16 protein-coding genes are annotated in these 16,463 nt (G+C 64.4%); 8 read left to right on the forward strand and 8 right to left on the reverse strand.

The window, feature by feature from the left end; translation table 11 throughout:
• Positions 1-2: 2 nt before the first annotated feature.
• The gene (locus tag Q9316_RS16120) at positions 3-701 is read right to left on the reverse strand and encodes a GntR family transcriptional regulator (protein WP_306032589.1); all 699 of its coding nucleotides are present in this window, start codon (positions 699-701) and stop codon (positions 3-5) included.
• Positions 702-938: 237 nt separating this feature from the next.
• On the opposite strand from Q9316_RS16120, the gene Q9316_RS16125 reads away from it, so the two are divergent.
• From Q9316_RS16125 to Q9316_RS16155, 7 genes are all read left to right on the forward strand, one after another.
• Positions 939-2,126 (forward strand): ABC transporter substrate-binding protein, encoded by a 1,188-nt coding sequence (locus Q9316_RS16125; protein ID WP_306032590.1) that lies wholly within the window; start codon positions 939-941, stop codon positions 2,124-2,126.
• A 90-nt stretch (positions 2,127-2,216) separates the two neighbouring features.
• Positions 2,217-3,086 carry a branched-chain amino acid ABC transporter permease gene (locus tag Q9316_RS16130; protein ID WP_306032591.1) on the forward strand — a complete coding sequence of 290 codons (870 nt, stop codon included), beginning with the start codon at positions 2,217-2,219 and terminating at the stop codon, positions 3,084-3,086.
• Positions 3,087-3,090: 4 nt separating this feature from the next.
• Positions 3,091-4,062 carry a branched-chain amino acid ABC transporter permease gene (locus tag Q9316_RS16135; protein ID WP_306032592.1) on the forward strand — a complete coding sequence of 324 codons (972 nt, stop codon included), beginning with the start codon at positions 3,091-3,093 and terminating at the stop codon, positions 4,060-4,062.
• The gene (locus Q9316_RS16140) at positions 4,059-4,841 is read left to right on the forward strand and encodes an ABC transporter ATP-binding protein (protein WP_306032593.1); all 783 of its coding nucleotides are present in this window, start codon (positions 4,059-4,061) and stop codon (positions 4,839-4,841) included. The genes Q9316_RS16135 and Q9316_RS16140 overlap by 4 nt, the downstream gene beginning before the upstream one ends.
• A gap of 3 nt (positions 4,842-4,844) precedes the next feature.
• Complete coding sequence (locus Q9316_RS16145) at positions 4,845-5,567, forward strand: ABC transporter ATP-binding protein (protein WP_306032594.1); 723 nt, start codon at positions 4,845-4,847, stop codon at positions 5,565-5,567.
• Position 5,568: 1 nt separating this feature from the next.
• The gene (locus Q9316_RS16150; RefSeq protein ID WP_306032595.1) at positions 5,569-6,291 is read left to right on the forward strand and encodes an aspartate/glutamate racemase family protein; all 723 of its coding nucleotides are present in this window, start codon (positions 5,569-5,571) and stop codon (positions 6,289-6,291) included.
• A gap of 192 nt (positions 6,292-6,483) precedes the next feature.
• Positions 6,484-7,188 carry a GntR family transcriptional regulator gene (locus Q9316_RS16155; RefSeq protein WP_306032596.1) on the forward strand — a complete coding sequence of 235 codons (705 nt, stop codon included), beginning with the start codon at positions 6,484-6,486 and terminating at the stop codon, positions 7,186-7,188.
• Between the two features lie 4 nt (positions 7,189-7,192).
• On the opposite strand, the gene Q9316_RS16160 is transcribed toward Q9316_RS16155, so the two are convergent.
• From Q9316_RS16160 to Q9316_RS16180, 5 genes are all read right to left on the reverse strand, one after another.
• Positions 7,193-8,245, reverse strand: a complete 1,053-nt coding sequence (locus Q9316_RS16160) for a sulfate/molybdate ABC transporter ATP-binding protein (RefSeq protein WP_306032597.1) — start codon at positions 8,243-8,245, stop codon at positions 7,193-7,195.
• Positions 8,246-8,259: 14 nt separating this feature from the next.
• Positions 8,260-9,123: a sulfate ABC transporter permease subunit CysW gene (gene cysW, locus Q9316_RS16165; RefSeq protein WP_306032598.1), complete on the reverse strand. Its 864-nt coding sequence runs from the start codon at positions 9,121-9,123 to the stop codon at positions 8,260-8,262.
• On the reverse strand, positions 9,113-9,976 hold the full coding sequence (cysT, locus tag Q9316_RS16170) for a sulfate ABC transporter permease subunit CysT (RefSeq protein WP_306032599.1): 864 nt from the start codon (positions 9,974-9,976) through the stop codon (positions 9,113-9,115). Before cysT ends, cysW begins: the two co-directional genes overlap by 11 nt.
• A 5-nt stretch (positions 9,977-9,981) precedes the next feature.
• The gene (locus Q9316_RS16175; RefSeq protein WP_306032600.1) at positions 9,982-11,007 is read right to left on the reverse strand and encodes a sulfate ABC transporter substrate-binding protein; all 1,026 of its coding nucleotides are present in this window, start codon (positions 11,005-11,007) and stop codon (positions 9,982-9,984) included.
• Between the two features lie 228 nt (positions 11,008-11,235).
• A complete protein-coding gene (locus Q9316_RS16180) occupies positions 11,236-12,552 on the reverse strand; it encodes an FAD/NAD(P)-binding protein (RefSeq protein ID WP_306032601.1) in 1,317 nt (438 codons plus the stop codon).
• A gap of 407 nt (positions 12,553-12,959) precedes the next feature.
• Between Q9316_RS16180 and Q9316_RS16185 the strand changes: the two genes are divergently transcribed.
• Positions 12,960-14,069: an acyl-CoA dehydrogenase family protein gene (locus tag Q9316_RS16185; RefSeq protein WP_306032602.1), complete on the forward strand. Its 1,110-nt coding sequence runs from the start codon at positions 12,960-12,962 to the stop codon at positions 14,067-14,069.
• A 246-nt stretch (positions 14,070-14,315) separates the two neighbouring features.
• On the opposite strand, the gene Q9316_RS16190 is transcribed toward Q9316_RS16185, so the two are convergent.
• Positions 14,316-14,993 carry an aspartate/glutamate racemase family protein gene (locus Q9316_RS16190; RefSeq protein ID WP_306032603.1) on the reverse strand — a complete coding sequence of 226 codons (678 nt, stop codon included), beginning with the start codon at positions 14,991-14,993 and terminating at the stop codon, positions 14,316-14,318.
• A 7-nt stretch (positions 14,994-15,000) separates the two neighbouring features.
• Positions 15,001-16,458 carry an MFS transporter gene (locus Q9316_RS16195; protein WP_306032604.1) on the reverse strand — a complete coding sequence of 486 codons (1,458 nt, stop codon included), beginning with the start codon at positions 16,456-16,458 and terminating at the stop codon, positions 15,001-15,003.
• Positions 16,459-16,463: the final 5 nt, after the last annotated feature.

A 16,463-nucleotide genomic window follows, 5' to 3' on the forward strand; every position in this document is an offset into this window, starting at 1 on the left:
CGTCAATGCCGCCCGAAAAGCTCGACGAGATCGACGGCATCCGTCGTCTTGCTGCCGAGCTTGAGGTGTTTTTCGATATGCCGCAGATGGGTCGCCATGGTGCGCGCGGCCTTGTCGGCATCCCGGGCATGGAAGGCATCGACGATCGCCGTATGCTCGTCGTCGCGACAGTTGCTGACGCCCGGCGCCCCGAAAATGCCGATGATCAGCGAGGTCCGCGTCACCAGTTCCTTCATGGTGCGAATGAGGATCGCATTGCCGGCGACCTGCGCGAGCATGGTGTGGAACTGCCCGGACAGCCGGATCGCGTCGTGACGGTGCCGTTCGTTGTGGGCGAGGTGCTCCATTTCGAGGTGGCGGACGAGCATGGCGATATCCTCGTCCGTCGCCCGCTGCACGGCAAGGCGCGCGATGTTCGGCTCCAGCGCGATGCGGGCCTCGAAAACCTCGCGGGCCTGCTCGGCGGTCGGTGAGGCGACGAAGGCGCCGCGATTTGCGTGCAGTTCCACGACCTCACGGCTCGCGAGCAGCAGGAGGCTGCGGCGGATGCGCATGCGCCCGACGCCGAAGGCCTCGCACAGCGCGGATTCGGAGAGTTTGGTGCCCGGCGGCAGCCGCTGTTCGACGACCGCGTCGAAAATCCGCTCGACGATATCCTCCTCGTCGATCTCCTCCACGTCCACCAGGTTTTCCCTGCTCATATCAACCACCGCATTTACCTCGACATGCACCGCCGCATTGCAACACCTTTAAATAGGGCCGATTTGGTTGACCAACAAGCGTCGATTTCGTCGACATGACCTGCACACTCTTGTTTACAACCACTTGACAAGATCGTTAACAATGCGCTCAATACTCTTGCCAGGGACGATCGTAGCCGCACACGCGGCCCGTTCGACCAAAGAAAACAGATCACAATGGCCCAGAGGAAGAACATCATGCACAAGCGCACATTCCTGAAGTTTTCCGCCCTCGCCGCAGCGACGGTGCTCGCCATGCCGCTGATGGCATATGCCCAGAACGCGACGCTGAAGATCGGCTTCGTCGGCGTCACGTCCGGTCCTGCCGCATCCTGGGGCGTCTCGAACCAGCGCTCGATGGAAACGCGCGCGGCCTGGCTGAACGAGCTCGGCGGCGTCAAGATCGGCGACAAGACCTATAATATCGAGATCGTTCCCTTCGACGACCAGAAGGACCCCAAGCGCGCCATCGCCGGCATGGAGAAGATGGCGCAGGACGGCGTGCACTACGTCGTCGGCCCGAACGTGGATGACGGCGCCGCTGCCGTGCGCCCGGTCGCCGAGCAGAATGGCATCATGTATTTCCCCTACGCATTCCCGAAGGAACTCTTCACGGCGCCGGCATCAAACGCGATCCTCGGCATGGTGGCGAACTACCAGTCGGGGCCTGCCATCTACAAATTCCTGAAGGAAAACAAGGGCGTTAAGAAGGTTGCCTTCGTCGCCGCCAACGAATCCGACCCGCTGAGCCAGCGTGAATCCGGCATTGCCGCCGCCGAAGCGCTTGGGCTGGAAGTCGTGTCGGGCAACGTAACCTACCAGGTTGACACGACCGACTTCACGCCGGTCCTGCTGCCCGTCATCCAGGCAACGCCGGATCTGCTCGTCCTCTCCGGCGTCTCGCCGGCCAATGCCCCGCAGCTCATCCGCTCGGCCCGCGAACTCGGCTATACCGGCCTCATCTCGACGGAAACGGGGCAGGATGCCAGCGTTCTGCAGGAAGGAGCGGGCGAACTTGCGGATGGCTTCATTTCCGTCGGCGGTGCTTCCACGCCGGAGCTTGCGAGCGACACGATGACGGAATTCGTCGCGCGCTACACGAAGATGTTCGGCGAATACAATGACGAGTCGAACACCAAGGTCTATGCGCTCGAATACATCATCGAGACGTTGAAGGCGAACCCGGCCGCCATCGACAATGTCGATGAGTTCAAGAAGACGATGGACACGTTCGAGGCCGCCAACCCCTTCATGAAGGGCGACGCCAAGCTGAAATATGTCGGCATGACCTCCTTCGGCCAGAAGCGTCAGGTCTCCGTTCCGCTCGTCGTCAACGAATACAAGGGCGGCAAGTTCGAGACGCTGTTCGTCGGCCAGGTCGACTGATCGGAGCCTAGGCATTTCGAATACGGGGTCCGGACCGACAATGTCCGGCCGGACCCCTTCTTTGCCTGAATCTTCCATTGGAGGCTCACGATGGAACAGATAATCGCCAACGGTCTCTACCTCGGGGCGCAATATGCGTTGATCGCCCTCGGATTGACACTGATCTTCTCCCTGATGAACGTGCTGAACTTCGCCCACGGGCAGATGTACGTCTTCGGCGGCTTCGTCACATACACGGTCGTCGTCCAACTCGGCCTGCCCTTCATCGTCGGTCTCTTCGCCTCGGCGATCGTCCTGGCGGTCATGGGCGCGGTCATCGAGAAATTCCTCTTCGCGCCGGTCGTGCGCCGGTCGAAACGCGACGAATCCACCATGCTGCTCGCGGCAGGCGTCGCCTTCTTCCTCGATGCCGTCATCCTGCTTCTCTTCGGCGAAAAGCAGCGCGGCGTGCCGAAGATCGTGAGCGGCGTGTTCAACTGGGACATGCGCATCATCATGCCCTATGACCGCATCCTGATCGGCGTTCTCGCCATCCTGCTGATCGCGGCCTTCATCGGCTTCATGAACTATTCCCGTACCGGACGTGCCATGCGGGCGCTCGCCCAGGACCGGATGGCCGCCCAGCTCATGGGCGTCGACGTCTCGCGCTATTCCATGCTCGGCTTTGCGCTCGGCGCCATGCTGGCCGGCCTCGTCGGCGGGCTTCTCGTCACGATCACCGGCGTCAATCTCGGCATGGGTGGCCCGACCTCGATCAAGGCCTTCCTGATGATCATGATCGGCGGCGCCGGCGTGATTTCGGGCGCTATCGCCGGCGGTTTCATCCTTGGCATGATGGAGAGTGTCGGCCTGACCGTGCTCTCGGCCTATGGCGACATCACCTATCTCGTCATCTTCGCCACGCTGATGGTGTTCCTGGCTATCCGCCCGCAAGGGCTGATGGGCAAGCCGTGGGGTTGAGATCATGAACGCGAAAAAACTTCTCGGCTTCGCAGCCTTCCTTCTCGTCGTCTTCCTGCTGGTGCCGCTGTTCATCGGCCTGACCGGACGCGTGGACTTCTTCTACACATTGACCTCGGTCGCCCTGCTTTCGGTCGGTGCCGCCGGTGTCTGGCTTACCTTCTATATCGGCCGCATCAATATCGGCCAGGGCGCCTACGCGCTGGTCGGCGGCTATGTCTCGGCCATCCTCGTCACGCAGGCCGGCGTTTCCTTCTGGCTCACACTGCCGCTGGCCGGCCTCCTCTGCGCCGTCATCTCGGTGCTGATCGGCTTTCCGATCCTGCGCCTGCGCGGCGTCTACTTCGCCATGGTCACGCTGGTGCTGACGGAGGTCGCCCGCCTCTCCGCCCTCGCCCTGCCGATCACCAACGGGGCCAAGGGCATCACCTCCATCCCCCTGCCGAGCGAACTCTCGCTCTTCGGCCTGACGATCATCCCGGCCTTCGGCTCGCTGCCCAACCCGCGCGTCGGCTTCTACATGATGGCCGTCGCGCTGATGGTCGTCACCTATCTCGTGCTCTGGCGCATCGTGAACTCGCGTCTCGGGCACCTGTGCCGCAGCCTCCAGCAGAACGAGGAGCTTTCGGCCTCGATCGGCGTCAACACCGCCTATCTCCGGGTACTCGCCTATGCGATCTCCTCGTTCTTCGGCGGCATTGCGGGCGCCATGTTCGCCTCCATCGCGCAGTCGATCTATCCGTCCTCCTTCGTTGTCGCCGACAGCGTGAACTTCATGCTCTACTGCTTCCTCGGCGGCCTCGGTTACGTCTTCGGCCCGATGCTCGGCACGTTCCTGCTCTACTTCGGCTGGGACCTGCTCTCCATCGCCAGGGAGTATCAACTCCTCATCTACTCCGGCGTCATGATCCTGCTCATGCTGGTCCTGCCGAACGGTGTCCTCAGCCTTCTCGACAAGAAGGAGGGCGGCAAATGACCCCCATCCTGCAAATCAAGAACATCACCAAGCGCTATGGCGGTCTGACGGCGGTCAACGACGTGTCCTTCGACGTGAAGGCCGGCGAAATCCTCTCGGTGATCGGCCCGAACGGCGCCGGCAAGTCGACGCTGTTCAAGCTGATCTCCTCCTTCGTGCCGGCAACGACGGGGGAGGTGCTCTTCAACGGTACCCGCATTTCCAGCCTCGCCCCGCACAAGGTCGCCCGCATGGGCGTCGTGCGGACGTTCCAGGAAACGACGATCTTCCGCTCCATGACGGTGCGCGAGAACATCATCGTGTCCCATCACCTGCGCTCGAAGGCGAGCCTCTTCGGCTTCTTCCTCGGCACGAAACAGGCCAGGGAGGACGAGGCGGCCTTCGCGGCCTCGGCCGACGACATCGTCGATTTCCTTGGCCTGCAGGCGATCCGCAACGAGCTCGCCTCCAACCTGCCGCAGGGCCATCTTCGCGCGCTCGGCATGGCCATCGGCCTTGCCACCGACCCGAAGGTCATCCTGCTCGACGAGCCCTTCGCCGGCATGAACCACGACGAGACCATGAAGATGGTGGGCCTCGTTCGCCGTCTTCGCGACGAGCGCGGCGTCACCGTCCTTCTCGTCGAGCACGACATGCCCGCTGTCATGAAGATCAGCGACCGGATCGTGTGCATCAATTTCGGCGAGAAGATCGCCGAGGGCACGCCCCAGGAAATCCGGGAGAACGAGAAGGTGATCGAAGCCTATCTCGGCTCCGAAGATGCGGCGATCGGGATGTGAGCCATGACCAAGATATTGAGCGTTGAGAATGTCGAACTCTACTATGACCACATCTATGCCCTGAAGGGCGTCTCGATCGATGTGGGCGAAGGCGAAACCGTTGCGCTGATCGGCGCGAACGGGGCGGGCAAATCCTCGATCCTGCGCGCGATCACGGGGCTGCGGCCGATCAAATCCGGCCAGATCACCTATCAGGGCCAGAAGCTGAATGGCACGCCGGCCGCCGAGATCGTGCGCCGGGGCATCTCCATGGTGCCGGAGGGCCGCCGCGCCTTCCCGCTGATGTCGGTGAAGGACAACCTCCTGATGGGCGCCTTCACCCGCACCGACAAGGCGGAGATCGAGCAGACGCTGGAAAACGTGCTGACGCGCTTTCCGCGCCTGCGCGAGCGCTATAACCAGCAGGCGAACACCATGTCCGGCGGCGAGCAGCAGATGATGGTGATCGGCCGCGCCCTGATGGCACGTCCGAAGCTGCTGCTGCTGGACGAGCCCTCCCTCGGCATCGCGCCGAAGATCGTGCAGGACATCGCCCGCGCCATCGTGGCCATCAGCCGCGACGAGAATGTCTCCATCCTCCTCGTCGAGCAGAACAGCCGCATGGCGCTCTCCATCTCCAACCGCGCCTATGCGCTTTCCACCGGGTCCATCGCGCTGTCAGGCAATTCCAAGGACCTGATGAACGACGACCGCATCAAGGCTGCCTACCTCGGAGGCGAACTCTGACATGAAAATCCTCGTCATCAACCCCAACACCACCGCATCGATGACGGCGCATATCGGAAAGGCGGCGCTGAGCGCCGCTTCTTCCGGCACGCAGATCACCGCCGTCAATCCCGTGCACGGCCCCGTCTCGATCGAGGGCTTCTTCGACGAGGCGATGAGCCTTGCCGGCCTGCTCGACACCATCCGCCGCAACCCGGATTGCGATACCGTCGTCATCGCCTGTTTCGACGATACCGGCCTCGATGCGGCGCGCTGCCTCACCGACAAGCCCGTAATCGGCATCGGCGAGGCCGCCTACCACTTCGCCTCGATGATCTCGAACAAATTCTCCGTGGTGACGACGCTCGCCCGCTCGGTGCCGGCGCTGGAGCACAATCTCTCCCGCTACGGCCTTGCCGCCCGTTGCGCCCGCGTGCGCTCGTCGGAAGTCGCCGTGCTGGAGCTGGAACAGCCGGGCTCCAATGCCCGCCAGAAGATCAGCGCCGAGATCGGGCTTGCCGTTTCGGAGGACCGCGCCGAGGCCATCGTGCTCGGCTGCGCCGGCATGGCGAGCCTTGCCAACGACCTCGCGCAGGAACACGGCCTGCCGGTTCTCGATGGCGTTTCCTGCGCGGTGAAGCTGGCCGAGGCCATGGCCGGTCTCAACATCCGCACGTCACGCCTCGGCGGCTATGCCCCGCCGCCGGCCAGCAAACTCGAAAGCATCTTTCCGGCCGCGGGATAGCAGGAATTCCGCTCACCCACGTACGCATTCCACCCGCCCCATCGCATACATACCTCTGGCATTTCGCCGCGAACATTCTTTGTGGGGACCGCGGCAAAACAGTCCGCAGGGCACACCAGAGCATGGCGGGTGGACAGACCCACCCTTTGCATGCAATTTGCGGGAGAAATCTGCGGAACGGGAGAGAACCGGATGACACAGAAAGTTGGCGATTCGGGCCGCGGCCGCTCTCAGGCCGTCCACCGCGCGCTGAAGCGCGCGATCCTCGACCAGGCCCTGTCCCCCGGCGCGAAACTGCCGGAAGATTCGATCGGCGAACGCCTCGGCGTCAGCCGGACGCTCGTGCGCGAAGCGCTGGTGCGCCTCAGCGAGGAGGGTCTGGTGGACCTGCGCCCGAACAAGGGCGCGACGGTGGCGCGGCCGACGCTCGAAGAGGGACGCAACCTGTTCCTGACCCGCATGGCGCTGGAACGCCTTGTCGTGGAGACCCTTTCTGGCAAATTGACCAGGGAGCAGATCGACACGCTCTCCGCCCATATCAATGCCGAGGACGCCGCCAAGCCGGAGCACGCGCTGTCGATCCGGCTCGCCGGCGAATTCCACACGCTGCTTGCACAGATGACGAACAATGCGAGCCTCATCCGCTACGTCAACGAGACGGTCGCCCGCAGTTCCCTCATCCTCGCGCTCTACGGGCGGCCGCATTCGTCCGACTGCGCCGTGTCCGAGCATCAGGAAATTCTCGATCACCTGATCGCCGGCAAGAGCGAGGCGGCGGCCAAGCTGATGACGCACCACCTCGATTCGATCACGACGCGTGCCTTGCTGCCGCGCGAGGAGGACCGCAACATCAAGGACGTACTCTCCTCCTATGCCGTCGCGGAAGGCCTGGTCTGAAAAGCTAGGCCCCGAACAGCTTCCACCGCGTCGGCCTGAAGCGGATCGTCGTGCCGTTCGCGGCCTGCGCATCGAGCGGAACCTCGATCTCGACGTGATGCGGCTCGCCGGCCCTGCCGATATCGATATCGGCAATGCGCGTGCCGGCAAGCCGGCGGGACGTCGAGATACGGCCTTCCAGCGCGGGCACGGCCGGATCCGTGACGAGGACGACATCCTGCGGACGGAAGAACAGCGTGCCGGAGCCGATGGCGATCTCGCTCGCGCGCGGCACGATGCCGATGGACGTATCCTGGAAACGGACGGTATCCTCGTTGACGGTGACGGGAAGGCTGGCGCTGTCGCCGATGAAGGAAAAGACGAAGGGCGAGTTCGGCCGGTCATACACATCGTCGGACGAGCCGACCTGCTCGATCGTGCCCTGGCTCATGACGACGACCCGGTCGGCGAGCTCCAGCGCCTCTTCCTGGTCATGCGTGACGAAGACGGTGGTGTGACCGGTGCGGTCGTGGAATTCGCGCAGCCAGCGGCGCAGCTCCTTGCGCACCTTGGCATCGAGCGCACCGAACGGCTCGTCGAGCAGCAGCACCTTCGGCTCGATCGCCATGGCGCGGGCAAGCGCGACGCGCTGGCGCTGGCCGCCGGAAAGCTGGTTCGGATAGCGTTTTTCGAGGCCCGAGAGCTGCACCATCTCAAGCAGTTCCCCGACACGGCGCCGGATTTCGGCCTTGGGCGGGCGCTGCCCGCGCGGGCGAACCGTCAGGCCGAAAGCGATGTTGTCGGCGACGGTCATGTGGCGGAACAGGGCATAATGCTGGAAGACGAAGCCGACATGCCGCTCCTGCACGCTCCTGTGGGAGGCGTCTTCCGCGCCGAAGAAGATGCTGCCCCGCGTCGGCTGCTCGAGGCCGGCGATAAGGCGAAGAAGCGTCGTCTTGCCCGAGCCCGACGGGCCGAGCAGGGCGATCAGCTCGCCCGAGCGGATGTCGAGCGAGACGTCGTTCAAGGCCGGGTATCGGTCGAATTCCTTGCGGAGATTTTTAACGCTGACGTCCATGGAGGGCGTGCCTTTCAATGCTTGCGGCCGGCAGCGATTTCCGCGCCGTAGTGAAGTTCGAGGACGGTCTTGACGACGAGCGTGACGAGGGCGAGCGCCGCGAGCAGCGAGGCCACCGCGAAAGCGGCGACGAAATTGTACTCGTTGTAGAGGATTTCGACATGCAGCGGCATGGTGTTGGTGAGCCCGCGAATATGCCCCGAGACCACCGAGACCGCCCCGAACTCGCCCATCGCGCGCGCGTTGCAGAGCAGCACGCCGTAGAGCAGCCCCCACTTGATGTTGGGCAGCGTCACATACCAGAACGCCTGCCAGCCGGAGGCGCCGAGCGACAGCGCCGCCTCCTCGTCGCCCGTGCCCTGCTCCTGCATCAGCGGGATCAGCTCGCGCGCGACGAAGGGAAAGGTGACGAAGACGGTGGCGAGCACGATGCCCGGCACGGCAAAGAGGATTTCGATGCCATGGCTCTTCAACCAGGGCCCGAGCACGCTGCCGGCCCCGAAAAGCAGCACATAGACGAGGCCGGAAATGACCGGCGAGACCGAGAACGGAAGATCGATCAGCGTCGTCAGGAACGCCTTGCCCTTGAACTCGAACTTGGCGATCGCCCAGGCCGCCGCCACGCCGAAGACGAGGTTGAGCGGCACGGCGATGCCGGCGACCAGCAGCGTCAGCCGGATCGCGGCGAGCGTATCGGGATCGCCGAAGGCGGCGAGGAATTCACCGGTGCCTTTGCGGAAGGCCTCGATGAAGACGGCCGCAAGCGGCAGGACGAGGAAGAGCGCGAGGAACAGGAAGGCGAGCGCCATCAGCGTATAGCGCGCGACGGGCGTTTCCGTCGTCGGCGAGCGCAGGCGGCGGGGCGTTTCATGCGCCATGACCGTACCTCCTGCGGCTCCAGGCCTGGATCAGGTTGATGACGAGCAGCATGACGAAGGACAGCGCCAGCATGATCGTGGCAATGGCGGTCGCCGCGCCATAATTGAATTCTTCGAGCCGGATGACGATGAGGAGCGGCGCGATCTCCGAGACATAGGGAATGTTGCCGGCGATGAAGATGACCGAGCCGTACTCCCCGACGCCGCGGGCGAAAGCGAGCGCGAAGCCCGTCAGGATCGCCGGGGACAGCCCGGGCAGGAGCACCCGGTAGACGGTCTGGAAGCGGTTGGCGCCGAGCGTCGCGGCGGCTTCCTCCACCTCCCGGTCGATCTCCTCCATGATCGGCTGCACCGTGCGCACCACGAAGGGCAGGCCGATGAAGACGAGCGCGATGACGATGCCCGTCGGGTTGAAGGCTGCCTTGATGTCGAAGAGGTTCAGCACCTGCCCGATCCAGCCGTTGGGGGCATAGAGCGCGGCAAGCGCAATGCCGGCAACGGCCGTCGGAAGGGCGAAGGGCAGGTCGACGATCGCATCGACGATGCGCCGGCCGGGAAACTCGTAGCGCACGATGACCCAGGCGACGATGACACCGAAGACGACATTGACGAGTGCGGCGATGAAGGCCGTGCCGAAGGAGACCTTCAGCGCGTTCAGCGTGCGCTCGTCGGCGAGAATAGCCAGGAATTCCGCACTCGACAGCGAGGCCGAACGCCAGACGAGGCCGGCGAGCGGAATGAGGATGATGAGCGTGAGGTATGCGAGCGAAAAGCCGAGCGTCAGTCCGAAACCCGGAATGACACTCGGCTGTCTCAGTCGCCACCGCACCGAAGCAGCAGCAAAAGTCGTCAAGTTACTCAGTTCCCCGGCTTGTAGATCTGGTCGAAGACGCCCCCGTCGCCGAAATGCTCGGGCTGTGCCTTCACCCAGCCGCCGAAGATCGGGTCGTCGATCGTCACCAGCTTAATGTCGGGAAGCTGTTGCAGCAACTCGGGCTTGACCACATCGCGCTTCGAGGGGCGATAGTAGTGCTTGGCCGCGATGTTCTGGCCCTCTTCCGAATAGAGGTAGTTGAGATAGGCTTCCGCCTGCTTGCGCGTGCCCTTGGCATCGACATTGCCGTCGACGACCGTCACCGGCGGCTCGGCGAGGATCGAGATCGGCGGCGCGACGATGTCGAAGGCATCCCCGCCGAACTCGGCGCCGGCCAGATAGGCCTCGTTTTCCCAGGCGAGCAGCACGTCGCCGATCTGGCGCTGGGCGAAGGTGGTCAGCGAGCCGCGCGCACCCGTATCGAGCACCGGCGCCCGCTTGAAGAGTTCCGCGATATAGGCCTTGATCTTGTCCTGATCGCCGCCGAATTCCTCGTTCGCCCAGGCCCAGGCCGCCAGGTAGTTCCAGCGCGCGCCGCCCGAGGTCTTCGGGTTCGGCGTGACGATCTGCACATCGCCCTTCACCAGGTCGCCCCAGTTATGGATACCCTTCGGATTGCCCTTGCGCACGAGGAACACGATGGTCGAGGTATAGGGCGAGGAATTGTTCGGCAGGCGCGTACGCCAGTCCTTGGCGATCTTGCCGGTCTTTTCCACGATGGCGTTGATGTCGCTTTCCAATGCCAGCGTCACCACGTCGGCCTCCAGGCCGTCGATCACCGCGCGGGCCTGCTTGCCCGAACCGCCATGCGACTGCTGCACCGTCACGTCCTCGCCGGTCTCCGCCTTCCAATGCTTGGCGAAAGCCTCGTTGAAATCCTTGTAGAGCTCGCGCGTCGGGTCATAGGAAACGTTGAGCAGCACCGTCTGCGCGGCCGCCCCCGAAACCCCGCCGAGCACCAGCCCCAAACCGAGGGCCAAAACCCCCAACCCCTTCACAAATCCGGACATCTCCAACCTCCTGGTCACTGCCTCGGCTAAAAACCTAGAGAATTAGTAGACTTAGTCAACAATAGGCGGAAAGTTCGCAAAACGGGTTTCAAACCAGCGAAATCGGCGCAATGGGCGCACTGCCATACCCGGCAGGTGACGCACAGTTCATCTCGAAAAGGGCGCGGCGAACGCAAAAAGCATCCACCAAAATTCGCCCTTTTTCACCCCGTCCGCCAAATTTTTTTTTCAGCCGCGCGATACCCGCGCCGGACGGGACAAGGGTGCTGCAAGAACGCTGCGATAGGCCTGGCGCACCGTCTCGGCAAAAGTGAAGGGGCCGGGCCGCAGGCCGGAGGCAACGGCCCCGACGACGGAAAGGCCGGACAACGGTGCATCATGGCTGAGCAGGTGCCCGTGATCATCGACCGAGAGGGTCGCGACATCGCATCCGAGCAGCCCGGCAAGCGCGCGGGCGGCTGGCACCTCGCGGCAGTCGACGGTGTTCCCGTCGGCCGATTTCGGATCGTGCGGCGGGACGAAGCGTGTGCGGCCGGCCTCGAATTCTCCGGCGAGACGACGATGGATATCGCCTGCGATACGGACGGAGAAATGCCGGTGCAGGCGCAGGAGATGGCGGCGGTAGTGGTTGCGCTCGGCCTGGGGCAGGTTGCGCCAGACGACGGAAAGGCGGTCGGAGGCCGCATCGACGACGGTTTGCCACTGGCCGCCGCGCCGCGCCTCCGCGCTGCTACATTCCCGCCGGATATAGCGGAAGGCATCGCGCAGCGACCGGCTGGCCGGCGGCTCGCCGAACACCATGCCATCGTATCCGCGGCTGTGGGGCTGCGGCAGGCGGCCCGCGGCCGCCGCGACATGAATGGCGCCGGTAAATCCGCGCATTCGCAGATCGAGCAGGATCGCGGCAAGGCGCGGCCCGTTGCCGACCAGCGTCAGCGGCGCCGGATTTTCCTCGTGCGAAAGGCGCTCGGCCACCGCGGCGGCATCACGCCAGGAGGCCGCCTCGCGTTGCGCGATCCCGAAACCGGTCGCAACGAAGACGTGGTCGAAGACCGCGTTTTCTCCGTCGAGAAACCCGACATACACGCCGTCGTTTCTTCTACCGATGTGGCGCACAGTGCCGCGGATGGTGCGGATGCGCACATCCCTGCGAAGGGCGAGCGCCTCGCCGAAGCGGGCCATCACATAGTCGCGGAACACCGAGCGCGGAACATGCAGGTCCTGCGGACCGCGCAATGCGGCGACCGCGCCGTTGGACAGGAAATTCTCCTTCAGCCAGCGGGCAAAATCATCGGGCCGGTCGGGCAGGACGGAAAGATCGCGCGCCGGCTCGGCGGTCAGCGCGCCGCCGGCCGGACCATCGCCGAACGCGCCCGGCGCATCCTGCGCATCGACGATCCAGGCCTCGAAGGGGCAATGGCACCGCCGCATCAGTGCGATCACCGTGGCAAGGCCCGACGGTCCGGCACCGATCACCGCGATCTTGGCCAGCGGCAGCCCGTCCGCAAACGCGACGTCTTCCCTTACGATCCTTTCAAAGAACATGCGATGTCCTTTCCCTGCAAGGTGGAGCGAGAGAGCGAAGGCCACATCCGTGTGCACGCCATTGCTCCCTGAGGGGACGCTGTCGAGCACAGTCTAACGCTATTTTCCTACTAAATCTATAGACTATTAATATCGGGCGATTGCTTTAGAAGAACGGCGACAAAGCGAGAGGTGCCGGCCGCTGGTGTCCCCGCCGGATTTCCTTCTCAGAAGGGCGTTCCTTCATTAAAATGCTGCGCGGCGCGAGAGGGCCGCAATGCAACTCTTTCCGGTTTTGGCCGTTTCGGCAAGCGCCTGATGACCGTCGAATTGGCAGAAGCAATCTATACAATCTCTATAGAATATGGTCTCTCTAGCCTGATAATGCCTATGCGCCCTGGAACAGAATTCCGCGAGGAGCAGACGACATGGGTACTCATTCATCGGCACACAGCCGCGCGGCACGAACGGCCGCCCTCATCGGAACCGAGGACGAAGCCATCACGGTTGCCGGTACGGTGGCGGAGGTTTTCGACTTCCCGGCAGAGGGTGGAGCGGCGGCCGGAACCGCCGAAGCGCGTCTCGATCTTCTCTCCCGCTCCGGCCTTTTCGGCATCTCGGTGCCGACCGAGCATGGTGGGATCGACGTCTCCAACACCGTACTGGCGGAAGTTTGCGCCGTGGCGTCCTCAAGGTCCGTGACGCTCGGCGAGATCCTCGCCGCACATTTCGTCGCCGTGGAGCACATTCGCAGCCATGCCAGCGAGAGCCAGCGCAGCACCGTCTTTTCCGCCACCCTCGCCGGCGCCCGTCTTGCGCGGGCGGCGGCCCGCCGCAACAACGAGACGGCAGACGCCCTTGCGCTCACATCGAGCGGCCTCGCCTGGCGGCTGGCGGGCGAGGCGCTCTGTACGCCCTGCACCCGGCACGCCGATTGGGTGCTGGTGCCTGCCCGCCATGACGGAGCGAAGACGGCGGGCCTCCTGCTGCCCACCCGCATCGAAGGGCTGCACTATGTGGCCAACAGCTGCGAACCGGTAAACGGCGGCGCCCAGCCCGCAGAACATGTTTTGTTCAGGGATGTACTCGTCGATGGCGATACCCTGCTGCAGCCGGCCAGCGACGCGGCCGCGCATTCCGTTCCCCGTTCCCTCGATCTCCTGCTGGAAGCCGCGCGCCAGCTCGGCGGCGCCCGCCATGCCCTGCGGCATCTCTTGGACGATCCGGCGAGCGACCCCGTCACGACGGGCCTGCTCTCCGCCCGGCTTGCCGCGGCTGACGCGATGACCGCCGAAGCCGGCCGCGCCGTCGATGCGGCCCAGATCGGCCTTGCCGAAACGCATCGGACGAACGCCTTTCTCGCCGCCGCGTCGGCCCTCGCCGTCGCCGAGGATACCATTGCCGAAATCCGGCGAGCCTCAAGCGGGCCGGCAGCACTGCCGGCCGACGGTCTCTCGCCGCATCTTTCCGACATTCTTCGGGAAAGCGGCGAGCTTCGCCGCCAGGAGCACCATCGCCAGCCGGAGCCGGACGACTGAGCAGCGGGCAAAAAAAAATGGGCCTGCGGAAACCGCGGCCCATAAGGTATGAAGGTTAAAAACCTCCAGAGGGGAACAGCCGATGCGGCGGCACTGGGAGGAAAACCGCCATGTGCATCAGCTGTGTGCACTATGATCGTTTTTTGATCAGATGGAAAACATTTATTGTGCAGTGCAGCCATGCGTATGCTGCATTGCTTCTGAGCGCCCGCCGCGACGACGCGCGGCAGGCGGCCAGAGACCGGTTTAGACGGCTTCGGAAACGGCGGACGTCTGCCCGATGAGACCGATGATCCGCTCCACCGCGCAGGGAATGGGCCCCAGCACGGGTGTATCGAAGATCAGCCGCAACTGCTCGGCGGCTTCGCCGAGCGGCCCGCCGCCGATGATGACAGCCTCCGCACCGTCGAGTTCGATGCACTGGCGCACCGCACCGGCAAGCGCTTCGATCAGAAGCGCAGGATCGGCGGCAAGGGCGACGGGATCGCCCTGCGTACAGCGGATGCCCGTATAGAGATGGGCAAGCCCCAGATCGTGCGCCCGCTGTCCGATAGCCTCGACGAGGTCGGGCGTGGATGTCGCCACGGCGAACCGGCGTCCGCCCTGCGAGGCCTCGATCATCGAAGCCTCGCAGATGCCGACCACCGGAACGGCGACCTTGCGGCGCAGGTCCGCAAGACCCGGATCGCCGAACGCGCTGACGATGATCCCCGCACAATGCCCGCCATGCGCCGCCCCGAGCTCGACCACCTGCGGCGCGGACGCCGCAAGCTGCTCGGGCGTGACGATCATGCCGGGGCTGCGGCTCGCCGTGACGGTCTCCACCTCCACGCGCCCTGCCGCGGAGCGGTGGGCGATGGCGTGCATCATGTCGCTCGTGGCCTGCGAACTGTTGGGATTGATCAACAGGATGTGCGGGGTCATGCCTGGTTCAAGCTCCTGCTTTTACGGGTTGCAATGCCGGATCCTCGGTGGCGCTGATGACGTCCGCCGGCTGCGTGAGGTCTTCCATCGACCGACCGTAGGTTTCCGGCCCGAGGCGGATGCAGACCGCGAAGACGGCATACATGCCGGCTGCAAGGGCGAAGACGCCCGCCATGCCGTAGGCGTCGAACAGCGCGCCCGAAATGGTCGGCACGAAGGAACCGGCCGCCGAGCCCGTCGCCAGGATGAAGGCGACGCCGAAGGCGCGGATGCGGGTCGGGAAGAGTTCCGGCGCGTAGATCCAGATCGAGGTGTTGAGCAGCAGCACGAAGAACTGGAAGAGCGCACCGAAGAACAGCACCAGATAGATGGTGGTGCCGAACTGCATGATGCAGAGCGCCGCAAGGCACGCGCAGATCGCGCCCACCGTCAGCACCCGCTTGCGCGGGAAGTAGTAGCCGAACATCGAGGCCGCGATGGCGCCGAGAACGCTGCCGCTCTGGATGATCATGCTGTAGAGCAGGCTGCCCTGCAGGGTGTGGCCCATGGACACGAAGATGACGGGCATCAGCGTGAGCACGGAAAGCTGCGCGCCGTAGCTCATGAGAATGGCGATCGAGACCGGAACGATGCGGCCGAGGAACGGCGCGCGGAACAGCTCCTTCCAGCCGCCCTTGGCGCGGGGCGCCTCCTGCTCATGGTCCTTGGTGAGATATTCGCGCACCACGAGGTCGCGCGGCCTCAGCGAGCCGGATTCCAGCACCGAGAGCACCTTGTTAGCCTCGTCGATCCGCCCTTGCGAGGCGAGGAATCGCGGCGTTTCCGGCACATAGCGGCGGTAGAAGACGACGAGAAGTGCAGGAAGCGCGAGCGAGGCGAAGAGCCAGCGCCAGCTGTCCTCACCGGGGAAGATGCTGAAGATCATCAACCCGTAGACCGGCGCCAGGAAGTTGCCGAAACCGCCCGCGCCGACATTGACGAGGCCGGCGGCCGTGCCGCGGAACTTCGGCGAGCAGAACTCCGACAGCATGGTCACCGCCGTGGAAATCTCGCCGCCGACGCCAAAGCCGACGATTGCACGCGCAATGCACAGGAACATGAAGTCCGGGGCGAGCGCGCAGGCCGCCGAGCCGAGCGAGAACAGAAGCAGGTTGACGGTCAGCATGACGCGGCGGCCGTAGCGGTCGCCGAGAATGCCCGAAAGCAGGCGGCCGATGGCCGCGCTGCCGAACGTGATCGTGTTCAGGAAGCCGATATCCGTGCCGGTCAGGCCCCAATGCTCCTTCAGGAGCGGGCCGGACACGCCGATCGTGTTCTGCTCGAAACTGTCGAACAGGCACCCGATCAGCACCAGCGCGATGATCTGCTTGTGCGCGCCCGTGACCCCGATGCGGGTCAGCGCGCCCTCCAATTGTCGGATCGCCGGCGATGATTTGCCGGACTGCACCATACCTTCTGCTGCCATAGTCT

Origin of the sequence: Shinella zoogloeoides (assembly GCF_030733845.1) — a bacterium.
GTDB lineage: Bacteria > Pseudomonadota > Alphaproteobacteria > Rhizobiales > Rhizobiaceae > Shinella > Shinella zoogloeoides_C.